The organism is Bordetella sp. (assembly GCF_057362025.1).
In genome coordinates this window covers 34785-52448 of the sequence record NZ_JBMQQZ010000103.1, presented here as the reverse complement: position 1 = coordinate 52448, position 17664 = coordinate 34785, and the positions used below count along the sequence as shown (strand labels likewise).

Below are 17664 nucleotides of genomic sequence, written 5' to 3'. Positions count from 1 at the left end.
TTTAGTAAAGCTTTTGCGTGAAGCCGTCGACCGCGATGGCCTGGCCGGAGATGCTGCCCGCCGCCTCGCTGGCGTTGAACAACACCATGTTCGCCACGTCCCGCGCCGTGACCATGCGGCCCAGCGCCGCCTGGCTTTCGTACTGACCGGCAATCTCCGCCACGGGCCGTCCCAGCGCGCGCGCCTTCGCATCGATCACAGCGCGGATACGCGGGCCTTCCACCGCGCCGGGCAGAATCGCATTGACGCGGATTCCGTAGGGCCCCAATTCCAGCGCCAGCGTCTTGGTAAAGCCCACGACCGCCCATTTGGACGCCGCATACGCGGACCGTCCAGGAAATGCCAGGTGTCCCGCCGCCGACGACAGATTGATCATGACGCCCGCCCGGGACTGCTTCAACAAGGGCACGGCCAGGCGGGCGCAAAGGAATTGCCCGGTGATGTTCACGGCGAGCGTGCGATCCCAATCGGCCTTGGAAAGGGTTTCGACGGCACCCGTGGGACCGGCGATGCCCGCGTTGTTGACCAGGACGTCCAGGCCGCCCAACTCACCGGCAACCGCCTGGAACAGCGCGGCCACGCTGGCCTCGTCGGCGACATCGGCCCGCACCGCGCGCAGGCCCGGCAGTTCGCCGGCCGCCTCGGCCAGCCGCGCCTCGTTGACGTCGCAGATCATCACATCCGCGCCCGCCCGGTGGAACAGCCGGGTCATCTCCCATCCCAGGCCGTCCGCGCCCGCCGTAATCAGTACTTTCCTGCCGCGGAAATCGACTTCGTCGAACATGCGCTAGTCTCCTTTAACATGTGCGGCGCATCCGTGCGCGCCGCGTTCATGGCCTTCCTTGTCCTGCGCACGGCGTCGTCGCACCGCAGCCGCGCGCCTTTCCGACTGGCTGTATGCGATCCGTCAGGCCGCCTCCAGCCGGGCCGGGTAATCCCTCATTTACCGTGCTTCCGGCGCCACGACAGAATTGGGCAGCTTTCGATCGTCCGCGCGAAAAATATATCATATATGCTAAACGCGCCCGGCCTTATGCAGCGATCCCCTACAACGACATAACGGAGCGAGACATGCACACAATCACCAGGTTCGCGTTGGCAGTCGGTACATGCGGGATGATGTTCAGCGCCGGCGCGTCGGCGGACATCAAGGTCGGGGCCGTCTACCCCTTCAGCGGCGCGCTGGCCCTGCTCGGACAGGAAAGCTATCGCGGGCTGGAAATCGCCGTGAACGAAGTCAATGCCGCGGGCGGTATCAACGGGGAGAAAATCCAGATCCTCAAGGCCGATGCCGTCGATCCCAATCAGGCCGTTTCCGAAACCAAGCGCCTGACGTCCTCGGGCGTCGTCGCGGTCTTCGGCAGCTACGCTTCCGGCATTTCCTACGCTGCAACACCGGTTACGGAACTGGCCGGCATTCCGTACTTCGAACTGGGCGCGACGGCGCACAAAATTACGCAACGCGGCTACAAGTACCTGTTCCGCAGCAACCCCAACACGGGCAAGTACGGCTATGCGGTCGTCAATGCGCTGCACGACCTGGTCGCGCCGGGCATGGGCATGAACGCGAAGGACATCGTCATCGGCATCATCCATGAAGACGGTCCCTACGGCACCGACGTCGCCGCCACGGAACAACAGCGCGCGAAGGAACTCGGCTACAAGGTCGCGGAAGTCCTGCCCTATTCGGCCAAGACCGTGGATCTGTCCTCGCTGATCCTGCGGCTGAAAGGCGCCAATGTGAATGTGGTCCTGCAGACCGCCTACCAGAACGACGCCATCCTGTACTTCAACCAGGCGAAATCCGCCGGCTTCGCGCCCAAGGTGGTCATCGGCGCCGGCGGCGGCTATTCGCTGGCCGATACCGCGAAGGCCGTGGGCCCGGGCATCAACGGCGTGTTCGATCTGGATTTCCCGCAGGCCTCGATCAATCCGCAGGGCGCGCCGGGACTGGACAAGTTCCTGCAGGCCTACAGGACCGCCTACAAGAGCGATCCCCAATCGGGCCACAGCCTGGCCAACTACGTGGGCGCCAAGGCGTTCCTGGAAGCGATGGCCAACGCCAAATCCACCGACAAGGACAAGATCCGCGCCGCCGTGCTGGCGTACAAGAAGAAGCCCGGCGAAACCGCCAACGGCTGGGGCTTCGACTTCGGCAAGGACGGCCAGAACAACGCGTCGGAGTTCTACGTCATGCAATGGCAGGACAACGGCAAGCTGGTCACCATCGCTCCGCCCAATCTCGCGCTGGGCAAGCCGGTCTTCAACAAGCAGTAGTCCCGGCCCGGGCTATCGATACCGGCAAGAGCCTGGCACCGTCGAACCAGCCCAGGGGCTGGCAGGCTCGGAACCGGACAGCAGGCCGGCCGCACGCGCGCGGCCGGTCCTGCGCCTTCGCGGGATTGCACAATGGATATCTTCGTACAGCTGATCATCAACGGGCTGCTGCTGGGCGGCGCTTACACCATCATCAGCCTGGGCCTGACCCTGATCTTCGGCGTCGTGCGGGTGGTGAACTTCGCCCACGGCGAATTCCTGATGGTGGGCATGTACCTGGTCTACCTGGCGGCCAGCCACTTCGGCATCCATCCCTACATCGGCCTGGCGCCGGTGGCGGTAATCATGTTCGCGCTGGGCGCCTTTACGCAGCGCGCCATCATCCAGCCGCTGCTCGATGCCGACGAACACATCCAGATCTTTGCCACGGTGGGCGTGTCGACGATCCTGCTGAACCTGGCCCTGGTGGTGTTCGGCGCCAACGTATTCCGCGCACCGGTGGAAGTGGGCACGGGCGCCGTCGCCCTGGGCAAGTATTCCATGGTCAGCGGACAACTGGTCACCTTCGCGGTTGCCCTCGCGCTGGCCTTCCTGCTGCACGTCTTCATGCACCGCACTTACCTGGGACGGGCATTGCGCGCCGTGGCCCAGCATCGCTACGCCGCCATGCTGATGGGCGTCAACGTCAAGATGGTCTACGTGATCGCCTTCGGCCTGGGCACCGCCTTCGTCGGCGTCGCGGCCGGCCTGCTGGCGCCGCAGTATCCGGTATTCCCCACGGTCGGCACGTATTTCGTCCTGACCGCCTTCGTCATCGTCGTCCTGGGCGGCATGGGCAGCCTGTACGGCGCGGTGGCGGGGTCCATGATCATCGGCGTCGTGGACTCGCTGGCGGGCTACTACATCGCGCCCGATCTGAAGGAAGTCGTTTATTTCGGCATCTTCCTGCTGATTCTCGTCTTGCGGCCGGCCGGATTGTTCGGCGTCGGCACGGAATAACAAGGAGCAAGACGTGTTTCCCGATTTCCGCAGCCCCAAAGCGTACGTCAGCGCGATCCTGCTGGCCGTCATGTTCGTGCTTCCGGTGGTCCTGGGCACGCCGTTCTGGACCAATCTCTTTATCCTGATCTTCGTATTCGCGGCCATGGCGGTGGCCTGGAACATCGTCGGCGGCTATGCCGGCAAGCTGTCCCTGGGACATGCGGTGTTCTACGGCATCGGCGGCTACACCGCGACCCTGCTGACGCAGAATTTCGCGATCTCGCCGTGGATAGGCATGGTCGTCGGCGCCATCCTGTCCGGCATCGTCGCGGTCGTCGTCAGCTACCCGACGCTGCGCCTGCGCGGACCTTTCTTCGCCCTGGCCAGCATCGCCATCCTCGAAGTGTTCCGCCTGCTGGTCATTCACGAGGAAAGCTGGACCGGCGGCTCCAGCGGTATCAGCCTGCCGCTGAACATCGGCTGGACCTGGATCGTATTCCGCGAAAAAGTGAACTACGTCATCATCGCCTTCGCGCTATTCGTGGGAGTCCTGTGGGTGTCCTGGCTGGTGCGCAGATCGCGCATGGGACATTACCTGATCGCCATCCGCGAACGCGAGGATGCCGCCCGGGCCGTGGGCATACACACCACGCGGGTGAAGATCCAGGCGGCGGTCATCTCCGCCGTGCTCACCAGCGTCATCGGCACCTTCCATATCACCTACCTGACCTTCATCGACCCGGCCTCGGCATTCTCGCTGGACCTGTCGGTGCAGATCGCGATGTTCGCGCTGATCGGCGGCCTGGGCACCGTCGCCGGCCCGGTCGCCGGCACGGTGCTGGTGCTGCCCATCGCGGAACTGGCGCGCGGCTGGCTGAGCGCGGTCGGCAATGGCATGCATGGACTGATCTACGGCCTCATCCTGGTGGCCGTGGTGCTTACCATCCCGCGCGGCCTGGCCGGGGCGTTCGGCCCGCGCGTCGAGCGCCTGCTGGCGCGGCTGCCCTATCTGGGCAGCACGCCGGAAAGGCGCGTCGCCATGGGCGGCACCCGCGCGGCGGCCGCCAATCCGAAGCCGCTCGGTCAACCCGTGCTGAAGGCCGAAAACCTGTCCAAGAGCTTCGGCGGGCTGCGCGCCACGAACGATGTGTCGCTGACGCTGCACGAAAACGAGATCCTGGGCATCATCGGCCCGAACGGCGCAGGCAAAACCACCGTCTTCAATCTGCTCTCGGGCTTCCTGGCGCCGGACCAGGGCAACGTGCACCTGCGCGACCCCGGCGGCGCATGGATCAGCTGCGACACGCCGGACGCCTTCGCCCACCATGGGCTGGGCCGCACCTTCCAGATCGCCCAACCCTTCACGGGCCTGAGCGTCCTGGAAAACATCATGCTGGGCGCCTATATCCATACCCGCGACCACGACGAAGCCGAGCACCTGGCGCGCGAGATCGCCGAGCGCACGCACCTTACGCGCTTCCTCGACACCGAGGCGCGCAACCTGACGGTGGGCGGCATGAAGCGGCTGGAAGTCGCCCGGGCGCTGGCGACGCGGCCGCGCATCCTGCTGCTCGACGAAGTCATGGCCGGCCTGAACCCCACTGACATCGCGGTCGCGATCCAGCTGATCCGCGACATCCGCGACAGCGGCGTTTCCATCCTGCTGATCGAACACATGATGCGCGCCACCATGGCCCTGTCGGATCGCATCATCGTGATCAACGAAGGCAGCGTCCTGGTCAGCGGGGCGCCGCGCGAGGTCGTGGAAGATCCGGCGGTTATCGAAGCCTATCTGGGCAAGGAGTACCAGGATGCTTAAGGTATCGCAGCTGCGGGCCGGCTACGGCAAGACCCAGGTCCTGAACGGCCTGGATTTCGAGGTGCAGGCCGGCGAAATCGTCACCTTGATAGGCGCCAACGGCGCCGGCAAGACGACCACCCTGAAGACCCTGTGCGGCATCATCCCCTGCCAGGGCGGCAGCGTCGAGTTCGAAGGACGCACGCTGACCAACCGTACCCCCTGCGACATCGTCGACGCCGGCATCACCATGATCCCGGAAGGCCGCCAGCTGTTCCCGCACTTCACGGTTCGCGACAATCTGCTGATGGGATCCTACAAGCGTGCCGCGCGGGCACAGGTGCGGCGCAAGCTGGACGAAGTGCTGCAGACCTTTCCGCGCGTAAAGCAGCGGCTGGCCCAGTACGCGGGGTCGCTGTCGGGCGGCGAACAGCAGATGGTGGCCATCGCGCGCGGCCTGATGGCCGATCCCCGGCTGCTGATGTTCGATGAACCGTCGCTGGGCCTGTCGCCGCTGCTGGTGCAGCAGATGTTCGACATCATCCGCCGCATTACCGCACATGGCGTCACGGTGCTGCTGGTGGAGCAGAACGTCTTCCGCACGCTGCGCCTGGCCGACCGCGGTTATGTATTGGAGAACGGCGCCATCGTGCTGGCCGGGACCGGCGAGGAACTGCTGAACAATCCGCACGTAAAGAAGGCCTACCTGGGCCATTGACCGCGCCGCGATCCCCCCGACGCGCAAGCGCGGTTACGCGAACCGCATCGCAGGAACCACGGAACAGGAAACGCGCCATGCTTGCATCGTCTTCCCACCCCGCCGCCACGGCCCAGTCCCGCTTCGCCGGCGCGGGCGGCCGGCTGGATGGCCGGACGGCCATTGTCACGGGCGCCGTCGGCGGCATCGGCTCGGCCATCGTGCAGGCACTGCTGGACCATGGCGCCAAGGTAGGCCTGATCGACCGCGACGCGCAAGCGGGTGCCGCGCTGGAAGCACGCCTGGCCGGCGCCGGGCATCCGGTGCGCTTCGTCCAGGCGGATATCCAGGACTTCGCCGCCTGCGAAGCCGCATGCGATGCACTGGCGCGGGCGCTCGGGCACGCGGATATCCTGATCAACAACGCCGGCATTTCGCCCAAGACTAGCGGCCGCGCGTTGAAAGTGTGGGAAATGCCGCCAGGCGAGTGGGATACCGTCATGCGCGTCAATCTGAACGCGGCGTTCTACCTGGCGCGCCTGACGGTTCCGCACATGATCGGCCAACGCTGGGGCCGCATCGTCAATATGTCCTCCGTCGCAGGCAAGACCTACTGCGATATCGTCGCCGGCCACTACGCCGCCACCAAGGCCGGCCTGATCGGCCTGACCCGCCATTGGGCGGGAGAACTGGGCGAGCACGGGATCACCGTTAACGCGCTGGCGCCCGGGCGCATCGCGACCCCGCTGCTGAAGTCCGTGCCCCAGGAGATCAATGACGCGGTCAGCCGCGTCACGGCCATGCGGCGCCTGGGCACGCCGGAGGAAGTCGCCGATGCCTGCCTGTTCCTGGCGTCCGACCAGGCCCGCTTCATCACGGGACAAACGATAGACGTGGCGGGCGGCTGGCTGATGACCTGATGCCGCGCCGGAACCGCCCGTGCCGGCTCCCCGGCCGTGCCGACAGCGGCTAGCCTTTGTACAGGACCAGCCGGGCCGCGGCGTTCGTCAGATGCGCCGTGGCGGCCGCGCCGGCGCGCTCCGGATCGCCATCCTCGATGGCGCGCAGTATCGCCTCGTGCTCGCGCTGCACCTGCCACACCAGCTCCATCGAGCGATTGCGGGTGTTCTTGCGCGCCGTGCGGATCAGTCCGCGCACGCGGGTATCCAGAAAGCTCGCGAATGCGATGAAATACGGGTTATGGCTGGCCCGCACGATGGCCCGGTGGAAGGCTTCGTCTTCCTCCGTGCCGTCGCCCAGATCGCGCGTGGTCTGGTACAGGCGCTGATAGGCGGTGCGTATGGCTTCCAGTTCGGCCGCGCCGCGACGCTGGGCCGCCAATCGCGTCGCGGGGACTTCGACGGCGAGCAGGAACTCGAACAGCTCGCTCAAGCCGGTTTCCGTATCCCCCGGGGGCTCCAGCCGGAACACAGTGCTGCCTTGCGGGTTGACGAACTGGCCCCGGCCCTGGTGCGAAATCACCAGCCCGTCGGACTTCAGCAGCGATATCGCTTCGCGGATCACCGGCCGGCTGACCCCATAGGCCTTGGCCAGCGCGGTCTCGGACGGCAGCCGGTTGCCGGCGGCCGCCAGATCGCGCCGTTCGATCGCCCGGCGCAGGCGCTGCGCCACGCCGGCCGCCAGGCCTTCGCCGCGCGCGATGGGCTGCTCGTCCAGCGCGTCGATGCAAGGAGGAAAGGAAGAATGCTGCATCACGGTTCTCATACGAGCATCGCGACAGGATGCTCCAGGTACCAGGTCAGGCGCGCCAGCCACCGCGCGGCCAGTTCGCCGTCGATGGCGCGGTGGTCCACGGCCAGGGTATAGCGCATGACCGAGCCGACCCGTATCGTATCCTCATCGACCACGGCTTCCCTGACGATCGCCCCGACCGCCAGCATGGCCGACTGCGGCGGATTGATGATGGCGGCAAAATCCGCGACGCCCAGCATGCCCAGATTGCTGATGCCGAAGCTGCCTCCCTCGTATTCGGCCGGGGCCAGCCGGCCCGCCCGCGCGCGCTCGATCAGCGCCGTCATGGCCTCGCTGATCGCCGGCACGCCGAGCCCGTCCGCGGCCTTGACGATGGGCGTCACCAGGCCGTTGGGCGTGGCCACGGCCACCGAGATGTCCGCACGGTGGTGCCGCCGCAGCGCGTCGGCCGTCCAGGTGACGTTCATATCCGGCACATCGCGCAAGGCGCAGGCGGCACCGCGTATCACCAGGTCGTTGATGGAAACGCGCCCCGGCACGACGGCCTTCAATTGCTCCCGCAGCCCCAGCAACGCGTCGGCCCGGCACAGTCCGCGCAAATAGAAATGCGGGATCGTGCTTTTGCTTTCGGTCAACCGGCGTGCGATCGCCTTGCGCATGGAGCCGTGGGGAATAAGGTCGAAACCGGCCGCATCGGTATGCCCCCCGGCCGGCGCCGGACGCGTGCCGTCGCCGGCCAGCGCCTGTTCGACGTCCCGCTTGACGATGCGCCCTTGCGGGCCGGACCCCGCCAGGTCGGACAGCGCAAGCCCCGCCGCGGCGGCCGTGCGGCGCGCGATCGGGCTGGCGAAGATACGCGACGGGTCCGCCGGGCCCGGCGACGGGGCGGTGAGCCCGGCCGCCTCCACCTGTTCCCCTGCTTCCGCGACATCGCGCGGCGTTTCGCCCTCCCGCAAGAGCAAGGCAACCGGGGCGCCTACCGCCACGCGGGCGCCCTGCGCCACCAGCAGCTTCCCGACCACGCCGTCGTGCTCGGCCTCCAGGTCCACGACTGCCTTGTCGGTTTCTATCCCGCCCAGGCTGTCGCCCGCACGCACGCTGTCGCCTTCCTTCACGATCCATTCGGCCAGCACGGCGTCCGGCGCGTTGGCCGACACGGCCGGCATGCATACCATCGTCGCCATCAGCCTTCCCCCTTATTGCGCAGGATGTCGCGCAGTCCCTCGATCACTTCCTCGGTGCGTGCCGCCGCCGCCCGCTCCAGCACCCGGGAGATGCTGGGCGCGGCCAGGCCGCCGGTCACGCGCTGGACCGGCTGGTCCAGCCAATCGAAATAGCGCCGCTGGATCTCGTCGGCCAGCCAGCCTCCATACGAGGTCCCGCGCGCACCCTGCTCCACGATGAGCACATTGTTGGTCTTGCGCACGCTGGCGCCCACGGTCTCCCAATCCAGGCTGGCGCGGTCCAGCCACCGCAGGTCGATCAGGTCCGCTTCCATCCCCAGGCTGTCCAGGGCCTCCATGGCGTGGCCGACCATCGACAGGTAGGCGATCACCGTTACCGCGGGTCCCGTGCGCCGCAGGGCGGCACGCCCCACCGGCAGCACGAAATCCAGGTCGTCGCGCGGCGCCGGCGCCATGGCGTTGTACAGATCGACGTGCTCGATCACCAGCACCGGGTCCTTGCAGCGCAGGGCCGCGTTCATCAACCCCACGTAATCGCAGGGATTGGAAGGCGCGACGATGCGCCATCCGGGACAGGTCGCGAAAATGCCGGCGGGATCCATGGAATGCTGCGATCCATAGCCGGTGCCCATCGCGACCTTGGTGCGCAATACCAGCGGCACAGGGTCGTCGCCGCCGAACATATGGCGTACCTTGCCGATCTGGTTGAAGACCTGATCCGCCGCCACCCACATGAAATCGGGGTACATGAATTCCACCACCGGCTTGTAGCGGCCGTCCAGGGCGATACCGCCAGCCAGCCCGACGAAGGCGTTTTCGCTGATGGGCGTGCCCAGGCAGCGGTCCGGATAGCGCTGCGCCAGTCCGCGCGTGGCGCCATTGGTGCCGCCTTTCAAGCGATGCACGTCTTCTCCCATGACCACGACGGTATCGTCGCCAGCCATGCGTCGGTCCATGACGTCGGCCACCACATCGACGAACTTGCGCGGCACCGTCTCGCCCCGGAATTCGTCGTCCGCGGCGTCGCGGCGGGCCGGCATCTCGGACAGATCGCCCAGTATCCCCACGTCGCGGAAATCCGCGGAGGGCCACAGCCGGGGGCGTATACGGCGCTTGCCTTCGCCGGCTTCCGGGTCCGCTTCCAGCAGCGCATCCGCCGCGGCACGCATCGCCAGCGCGACGCGTTCGCGCACCGCGTCGATCTGCGCCGGCGCGATCAGCTCGCGTGTCACCATCCGCCGCGCCAGCAGATCCAGGGGATCGCGCGCACGCCAGGCTTTTTCTTCCTCGCGGTCGCGGTAGCCGAAAGCGCTGCCCGGAAAGGGACCGTTCTGGTGGAAATAGCGGTAGACGTCCGCCTCGATCACGGTGGGGCCGTCGCCGGCACGCATATACGCCAGCGCGGCTCGCATGGCCAGATGCACCGCCAGCGGATCCATGCCGTCGACATGCCAGCTCGGGATGTTGAATGCCATGCCGCGCGCCGACAGGCGCGGTTCGGCGGTTGTCTCGTCCACGCCGGTGGCGACCGCGTAGCGATTGTTCTCGATGAAAAAGCACACCGGCAGCTTCCATGCCGCCGCCAGGTTCATAGTCTCCAGCACCGAGCCGATGTTGATGGCCCCATCGCCGAAGTAGGTCACCATAACGGCATCGGTCCCTGCCCGGCGGTTGGCCCAGGCCTGGCCGGCGGCCATGGGCACGCCGCCGCCGACGATGGCATTCGTGCCCAGCGCGCCGGCCTCGGGCCAGCGCAGGTGCATGGAACCGCCGCGCCCTTTGCAGAAGCCCTGCGCCAACCCCAGGATTTCCGCCAGTGTCCGCTGCAGCAAGGCCTGCACGGCCGGCGCGATATCCGCCGTGGGATCGATGCCGTCGGGACACAGATACGCCAGCGATTTCGCCAGGAACTGGTGATGGCCGCGATGCGAACCGCTGACGCCGTCGTCCGCGCGCAGCCCCACGATGGATCCGGCCGCCCCGCCCTCCTGGCCGATGCTGGAATGCGCGGGGCCGTGCACCAGCCCTTCGCCGGCCAACGCCAGCACGGTTTCCTCGAAGCCACGGATCAGGTGGCAATGCGCCAGCAGCGTGCCCAGCAGGACGGGATCGGCCTGCGCCCAATCCTGTTCGGTGCTGGCCAGCGCCATCCAGGGCGCGCGCGGGGTCAGGGTCTGCAAATCCGGCATGGGCGCGGCGTCCTCAAAGATAGCCGTTGGCGGTCCATCCGCCGTCCGACAGCATGGCATGGCCGGTGGTGTAGCGCGCCGCATCCGATGCCAGGAAAAGCGCGACCTCGGCCATCTCCTCTGGCGAGCCCAACCGCCCCATGGGAGCGCGGCCCTCGATACGGCCGGCGTCCAGCGCGCCGCGCGCGATCAGGTCGTCCACCAGGGGGGTGCGGATATAGCCCGGGCACAGCGCATTGACGCGCAGGCCATGGCGCGCCCATTCGACGGCCAGGGATTTGGTGAGTGCGATGACGCCCGCCTTCGCCGCGCAATAGGCGGCGCGCTCCGGCGCGGCCACAACGCCGTACATCGAGGCGGTATTCACGATGACGCCGCCGCCTTGGTCCACCATGATGCGGCCGGCCGCCTGGCAGCAATAGAACACGCCGGTCAGGTCGATATCGATCGCGCGCCGCCATTCCTCCCCGCTCAACTCCAGCGTCGGTTTGTTCATCGAAACGCCGGCGTTGTTCAGCGTAATGTCGATCCGCCCGAAATGCGTCCGCGCCGCCGCGTACGCCCGTTCGACCGCGGCATCGTCGCATACCGAAACCGGCAGGCACAGCGTCTGGACCCCCGGATGGCGTTCGTTCACTTGCGAGGCCGCCGTTGCCATACCGCCGGCGTCCAGGTCCATCAGCGCCAGGCAGCAGCCGTGCCGCGCGAAAGCGTCCAGCATGGCGCGTCCGATGCCGTGGGCGGCGCCGGTACACACCACGACTTTGCCGCGCAGGTCTGGGTAATCGGCCAATCGCGGCACATCGGGATCGGGCATGGCTGTCGTCTCCGGGCATCGTTATAGGCAGCATGCCGTCCGTTGCGGCAGCGCTTTCCGGGCATCCTATCTGCTTATCAACTTGCCTTACAACTACGTAGAAACCCTGATCCATAAGGTCAGCTGCGGGTCGGCCGCGCCCGTCGCGGAATGGAGGGCTGCCGCATAATGCACCCTGTCCGCTGTTCCGCTGTCCGTCCCACCCCCACCAGGAGCACGCATGGCCGCCATCGCTTCCGTCGAGGTATTGCTCGTCAATCTGCCGCCCAAGGTCAAACGCACGGACGCCGTCCAGAGTTTCGAATGCCAGGAAACACCGATGGTACGTATCCGCGATGCCGATGGCATGGTCGGCACGGGATACAGCTACACCATCGGTACCGGCGGCTCGTCGGTGGCCCGCCTGATCGACGACCATCTCGCCCCCATGCTGATCGGCCGCGAACCCGACGACATCGAAAAGCGATGGCGGGACCTGTTCTTCCGGGTGCACGCGACCACGGTGGGCGCGCTGACTTCCATCGCGCTGGCGGCAATCGACACCGCCTTGTGGGACCTGCGGGCGCGCCGGGCCGCCCTGCCCCTGCACCGGCTGGCGGGCGGCGCCAAGGACAGCATCGAGATGTACTACACCGAAGGCGGTTGGCTGCATCTGGACGAGGCGCAACTGGTCGAAGAGGCGCTGCGTGCGCAGGCGGCAGGCTTCGGCGGCACCAAGATCAAGGTCGGCCGCCCGCACGTGGCCGAGGACGTGCAACGCCTGTCGGCGGTACGCGATGCCGTCGGCCCCGGCTGGGAAGTGATGACCGATGCGAACCAGGGCCTGAGCCTGTCCGAAGCCATCCGGCGCGCGCGCTGCTTCGAGGCGCTGGACGTCGCCTGGTTCGAGGAACCCATCCACGCGGACGACGTCGATGCCCATCGCCGTCTCTGCGCGTCGACGACGGTACCGATCGCCGTCGGCGAATCCCTGTACAGCCTGTCGCAGTTCAAGGATTATCTGCAGGCCGGCGCCTGCACCATCGTGCAGGTGGACGTCGGCCGCATCGGCGGGATCACGCCGTGGCTCAAGGTGGCGCACATGGCCGAAGCCTACAACGTACCGGTCTGCCCGCACTTCCTGATGGAATTGCACCTTGCGCTCTGCTGCGCGGTTCCCAACAGCCGGTGGCTCGAATACATTCCGCAGCTCGATATGGTGACCGGCACCGGCATGCGCGTCGAAGGCGGACGGGCCATTCCGTCGGCCGAACCGGGCCTGGGTATCGATTGGGACTGGGACAAGCTGGCGCGGTATCAGGTCCATCGCAGCGAGCACCGCTAAGCCGTCCGATGGATGCTCGGCCGCGGCGTGGCGCGGCGATCCCTTAAACGTGGGCAAGCCCCTTGATGGAAGCATGCAGGAAGCCCATCAGGGCCTCGCCACCCTTGCCCAGTCCGCCGCGCTTGCGCCACACCCCGCCGATGTCCATGGTGGGCACCTCGTCGCTCAGATCGCGGCGCAGGATGCGCCGCCCTTCCAGCGACCAGGGCCGATACACCAGGTCCGACAGGATGGTCACGCCCTGCTGCAGCGCGACCAGGCTGCGCACCGCCTCGGGCGAACGGCTCTGGAAGCGGACGCGCGGATGCAGGCCCTGGCGCCCCCAGTACTTGCCTACCGTCTCGATGTGTTCGTCCATGTCCAGCATCACGTAATCTGCCTGCGCCACGTCGGCCAGGCGCACTTTGTCCGCATGCTGGAATGGATGATCCGGATGCGTCCACAAGCGCCGCGGCGACTTCAGCATCGTGTCGTATTGCAGCTTGTCGAAGCGGGTCAGGTTGGAGACGATGGCCAGGGCCAGGTCGAGCTTTCCCGCCAGCAGGCCCTGTTCCACCTCGGCGCGGTCCCGCTCCACCACGTCCAGCCGCAGATTGGGAAAGCGCTGCCCCACGGCGGCAATGACCGCCGGCATCAGGTAGGCAGAGATGGTTTCCGTCACGCCCAGGCGCAGGCAACCGCTCAATTCATCGGGTTCGGCCCGCATGTCTTCCATCGCCCGCGCGAAGGCCCCCGTCACGTTCTGCGCGTGGCGGGCGAAACGTTCGCCGGCGTCCGTCAGGTGCAGCCCCTTGGCATGGCGCACGAACAGAGGCGTGCCCACGCTCTGCTCCAGGTTGCGCAGGGCGATGGTCACCGACGACTGCGACACATTGCACCGTAGCGCCGCTTTGGACACCTGGCCTGTTTCGGCCAGCGCCAGAAAGTATTCGAACTGCCGGAGCGTGATCTGCATGGCGGCGCATCCTCTTATATTTATGCTGTATATATTGCGATTTCAAAAATTTATATTAGCAATATTGCCCGCCTCGCCCTAGTATCACCGCGTTCGACATTCGGAAAACAACAATCGGGGTAAGGCAGGTGCTTACGGAGAAGCGCGGCTATTGCACGCTCTGCCGCTCGCGCTGCGGCACGCGCAACATTGTCCGGGACGACGCACTGGTACGCGTCGTGCCCGATACCGACCATCCCACCGGCCAGGCGATGTGCATGAAGGGCCGCGCGGCGCCCGAACTGGTGCACAGTCCGCATCGCATCCTGTACCCCATGCGCCGCACGCGGCCCAAGGACGGCGGCGACCCCGGCTGGCAACGCATCGGCTGGGAAGAAGCCCTGCGCGAAACGGCCGCGCGGCTGGATGCGGTGCGGCGCGAAAGCGGCGCCGAAGCCGTGGCGTTCGGCGTCACCACGCCCAGCGGCACGCCGCTGTCGGACAGCATCGACTGGATCGAGCGCTTCGTGCGCGGCTTCGGCAGCCCCAACATTTGCTACGCCACCGAAGTCTGCAACTGGCACAAAGACTACGCCCACGCGTTTACCTTCGGCTGCGGCATGCCGGTGCCCGACTATGCCAACAGCGGCCTTATCCTGCTGTGGGGCCATAACCCGGCCAATACCTGGCTGGCCCAGGCGCACGCGGTGGGCGTGGGCCGCGCCGCCGGAGCGCGGCTGCTCGTGGTGGACCCTCGGCGCACCGCGCTGGCCGCGCAGGCGGGTGCCTGGCTGCAGGTACGTCCCGGCACCGATGCCGCCCTGGCCTTGGGGCTGGCGCATCTGCTGATCGAAGGCCAGGACTACGACGCCGCGTTCGTACGCGACTGGACGAACGCACCGCTGCTGGTTCGCGGCGACACGGGCGGATTCCTGCGTGTGGGCGACTTGGCGGTACGGCCCGCGAACGCCGGATCGTCGGGCCGGGACGGTTCCCATCGTCGGAACGGCGCCGGCGTACCGGGTGACGAGGACGCCTTCGTCGCCTGGGACGGCCAGGCCGGAACCCCCGTGCCCTACGACACCCGCTTTGCGGCCGCCGCCCAAGGCGGCGCGCGCCACGCCCTGCGCGGAGAATACGAAATCCCCCTGCGCGACGGCGGCAGCATCCGCTGCCGGCCGGTCTTCGACCTGCTGGCCGCGCATTGCGCGGCCTACACGCCCGAACACGTCGCGCGCGTCACGGGCGTACCGGCGGACCAACTGCAAACGGCCGCGCGACTCATCGCGGATGCGCCCAGCGTGGCCTATTACGCGTGGACCGGCATCGGCCAGCAGGGCAATGCCACGCAGACCGAGCGTGCCGTCGCCGTGCTCTATGCGCTGACCGGCAGTTTCGATATCCCGGGCGGCAACCGGGTCTACCCCGCGCAACCCGTGGCGACGGTGAACGGCATGGATCTGATCGCGCCGGAACAGCGCGCCAAGGCGCTGGGTCTGTCCCAGCGTCCGTTGGGACCGCCAGCCCAGGGCTGGATCACGGCACGCGACATGTACCAGGCGATCCTGGACGCAAAACCGTACCGCGTCCGCGCCATGATGGCGTTCGGCACCAATCCCCTGGTGTCCCAGGCCGACGTGGACATGGGCAGGCAGGCCCTGCAGGCACTGGAATTCCACGTGCACTGCGATCTGTTCGAAACGCCGTCGGCGCGCTATGCCGATATCCTGCTGCCCATCAACACGCCGTGGGAACGGGAAGGCCTGCGCGTCGGTTTCGAGATCACGCCACAAGCCCAGGAACGCATCCAATTGCGGCCGCGCATGGTATCGCCGCGCGGCGAATCGCGTTCGGACAACGACATCGTCTTCGACCTGGCGTGCCGGCTCGGCATGGCCGACCTGTTCTTCGGCGGCAGCCTGGAGCAAGGCTGGAACCACATGCTGGCCCCGCTGGGCATTACGGCGGCGGACCTGCGCGCCGCCGATGGCGGCATGCGCCTGCCGCTCGCACACCATGACCGCAAGTATGCCGGCGCATCCGGCGGCGGGGACGAACCGGACCACAGCCGTGCCCACGACCTTCCGGGCACCACGCCTGAAAACACGCCGCCCTGCGCCGGGCCCTCGCCGGTCGCCGGCTTCGCCACGGCAACGCGGCGGGTCGAACTCTATTCCGAACGCCTGCTGCGGCACGGCTACGACCCCCTGCCCGTCCACCGCGAACCGGCGGAGGCGCCCGGCGGCGGCGACGCCGACTATCCCGTCGTCCTGACCACCGCCAAAAGCGGCTATTACTGCCACAGCCAGCATCGTTCCCTGGTGTCCTTGCGCAAGCGCGACACCTTGCCGCGCATCGGCCTGCATCCCGCACTGGCTGCCCGCCGCGGCATCGCGGCGGGCGACTGGGTGCGCGTGCGCACACGCGCCGGCCAGGCCCGTTTCGTCGCCCAGCTGCAGCCGGACCTCCAGGAAAACGTCGCGGTGGCCGACTACGGCTGGTGGCAGGCCTGCCCGGAACTGGGCCGGGACGGCTATCCCCTGCAAGGTCAATGCAGCAGCAACTACAACGCGCTGATCCGTGCCGATGCCGCCGACCCGGTCAGCGGATCGGTGCCCATGCGCGCCTTTGCCTGCGATATCGCGCGCGACCCGGCCAGCGATCCCGACCGCCGCCCCTGGACCGGTCTGCGCGCGTTCCGGGTGACCGCGCTGACGCCGCGCAGCCCCGATGTCCTGGAAATCGCCTTCGCGCCGGTCGACGGCAAAGGCCTGCCCGACCCCCAGCCCGGACAGCACATCACGCTGCGGTTGGCCGCACCGCCGCAAGACGGCGCGAACGCGTCGCCCGAGCCGATCACGCGCGCCTATTCCCTGGTCGACGCGGCACAGGATGCGGCGCGCGAGCGCTACACCATCGCGGTACGCCGCCAGCAAGGCATCACCGACGCCGGCACCCCATGGCACGGCCATATGTCGGGGCACCTGCATACCCGCCTGTGCGTAGGCGACCGCGTCGAACTGGGAGCGCCTTCCGGCAGCTTCATCCTGCCGCTGCGGTCACCGCAGCCGGTGGTGCTGTTCGCGGGCGGCATCGGCATCACGCCATTCATGGCCTACCTGCGGTCCCTGGCGGCGCAGCCCGCGGAGGAACGCGACCGCATGCCGGCTGTCCAGCTGCACTATGCGAACCGTACACCGGACAGCGAAGCCTATGCCGGCCACATCGCGGAGCTGGCGGCCCGGCTACCCCGCCTGACGGTGCGCCGCTACTACAGCGATGCGCCGGACCTGCCCGGCGCGGCAGGCCGCTTCGCGACAGCCGACGCGGTCGACGACGGCTCGATCCAGGCGCGCGCGCGCTTCTACCTGTGCGGCCCCGCGCCCATGATGCAGGCGATCACGGCAGGCCTGGTGGCGCGCGGCGTGCCCGCCTTCGATATCTTCAGCGAAATCTTCCGCTCGCCGGCGCGTGTCGACGTGGATCCATCGCGCCGGTATGCGGTTCGTTTCGCGCGTTCGGGCACCGAAGCCGCGTGGTCGGCGGCTCGCGGCGTCCTGCTGGGTTTTGCCGAAGGCCTGGGCTTGTCCTTGCCCAGCGGGTGCCGCGTGGGTCAATGCGAAAGCTGCGCGGTAAGAATCGTCCAGGGCCAGGTGCGCCACCTGCATGGCGCGGAACCGGAGGACCCCGATGTGTGCCTGACCTGCCAGGCGGTGCCCACCACGGATCTGGTCCTGGACGCCTGATTTT

General features: G+C 67.5%; 13 protein-coding genes. 7 read left to right on the top strand and 6 right to left on the bottom strand.

Annotation, left to right across the window (positions count from 1 at the left end; translation table 11 throughout):
* Position 1 precedes the first annotated feature (1 nt).
* Positions 2-784 (bottom strand): SDR family oxidoreductase, encoded by a 783-nt coding sequence (locus ACO1P8_RS23690; protein ID WP_094842517.1) that lies wholly within the window; start codon positions 782-784, stop codon positions 2-4.
* 287 nt (positions 785-1071) lie between these two features.
* Here ACO1P8_RS23690 and ACO1P8_RS23685 point away from each other — a divergent pair, with 287 nt between their 5' ends.
* The 5 genes from ACO1P8_RS23685 (at position 1072) to ACO1P8_RS23665 (ending at position 6673) form a co-directional block, all read left to right on the top strand.
* Complete coding sequence (locus ACO1P8_RS23685) at positions 1072-2277, top strand: ABC transporter substrate-binding protein (RefSeq protein ID WP_486298292.1); 1206 nt, start codon at positions 1072-1074, stop codon at positions 2275-2277.
* A gap of 132 nt (positions 2278-2409) precedes the next feature.
* On the top strand, positions 2410-3276 hold the full coding sequence (locus tag ACO1P8_RS23680) for a branched-chain amino acid ABC transporter permease (protein WP_486298291.1): 867 nt from the start codon (positions 2410-2412) through the stop codon (positions 3274-3276).
* A gap of 13 nt (positions 3277-3289) precedes the next feature.
* Entirely contained in the window at positions 3290-5077 is a 1788-nt protein-coding gene (locus ACO1P8_RS23675; protein WP_486298290.1) for a branched-chain amino acid ABC transporter ATP-binding protein/permease, read from the top strand.
* Positions 5070-5774, top strand: coding sequence for an ABC transporter ATP-binding protein (locus ACO1P8_RS23670; RefSeq protein WP_486298289.1), 705 nt, complete (start codon positions 5070-5072; stop codon positions 5772-5774). Before ACO1P8_RS23675 ends, ACO1P8_RS23670 begins: the two co-directional genes overlap by 8 nt.
* A 77-nt stretch (positions 5775-5851) precedes the next feature.
* Positions 5852-6673, top strand: a complete 822-nt coding sequence (locus ACO1P8_RS23665; protein WP_486298288.1) for an SDR family oxidoreductase — start codon at positions 5852-5854, stop codon at positions 6671-6673.
* 49 nt (positions 6674-6722) lie between these two features.
* Here the strand turns inward: ACO1P8_RS23665 and ACO1P8_RS23660 are convergent, their stop codons facing one another.
* The 4 genes from ACO1P8_RS23660 to ACO1P8_RS23645 are packed head-to-tail and all read right to left on the bottom strand — an operon-like array spanning position 6723 to position 11656.
* A complete protein-coding gene (locus ACO1P8_RS23660; protein ID WP_486298287.1) occupies positions 6723-7466 on the bottom strand; it encodes a FadR/GntR family transcriptional regulator in 744 nt (247 codons plus the stop codon).
* Positions 7467-7474: 8 nt separating this feature from the next.
* Positions 7475-8650 (bottom strand): 2-oxo acid dehydrogenase subunit E2, encoded by a 1176-nt coding sequence (locus ACO1P8_RS23655; RefSeq protein ID WP_486298286.1) that lies wholly within the window; start codon positions 8648-8650, stop codon positions 7475-7477.
* Positions 8650-10839 carry an alpha-ketoacid dehydrogenase subunit alpha/beta gene (locus ACO1P8_RS23650; RefSeq protein WP_486298285.1) on the bottom strand — a complete coding sequence of 730 codons (2190 nt, stop codon included), beginning with the start codon at positions 10837-10839 and terminating at the stop codon, positions 8650-8652. Before ACO1P8_RS23650 ends, ACO1P8_RS23655 begins: the two co-directional genes overlap by 1 nt.
* A gap of 13 nt (positions 10840-10852) precedes the next feature.
* Positions 10853-11656 (bottom strand): SDR family NAD(P)-dependent oxidoreductase, encoded by an 804-nt coding sequence (locus ACO1P8_RS23645; RefSeq protein ID WP_486298284.1) that lies wholly within the window; start codon positions 11654-11656, stop codon positions 10853-10855.
* Positions 11657-11876: 220 nt separating this feature from the next.
* Between ACO1P8_RS23645 and ACO1P8_RS23640 the strand changes: the two genes are divergently transcribed.
* The gene (locus ACO1P8_RS23640; RefSeq protein ID WP_486298283.1) at positions 11877-12980 is read left to right on the top strand and encodes a mandelate racemase/muconate lactonizing enzyme family protein; all 1104 of its coding nucleotides are present in this window, start codon (positions 11877-11879) and stop codon (positions 12978-12980) included.
* 43 nt (positions 12981-13023) lie between these two features.
* Here ACO1P8_RS23640 and ACO1P8_RS23635 read toward each other — a convergent pair whose 3' ends face one another.
* Positions 13024-13935 (bottom strand): LysR substrate-binding domain-containing protein, encoded by a 912-nt coding sequence (locus ACO1P8_RS23635; protein ID WP_486298282.1) that lies wholly within the window; start codon positions 13933-13935, stop codon positions 13024-13026.
* 128 nt (positions 13936-14063) lie between these two features.
* Between ACO1P8_RS23635 and ACO1P8_RS23630 the strand changes: the two genes are divergently transcribed.
* Positions 14064-17660: a molybdopterin-dependent oxidoreductase gene (locus tag ACO1P8_RS23630; protein WP_486298281.1), complete on the top strand. Its 3597-nt coding sequence runs from the start codon at positions 14064-14066 to the stop codon at positions 17658-17660.
* Positions 17661-17664 lie beyond the last annotated feature (4 nt).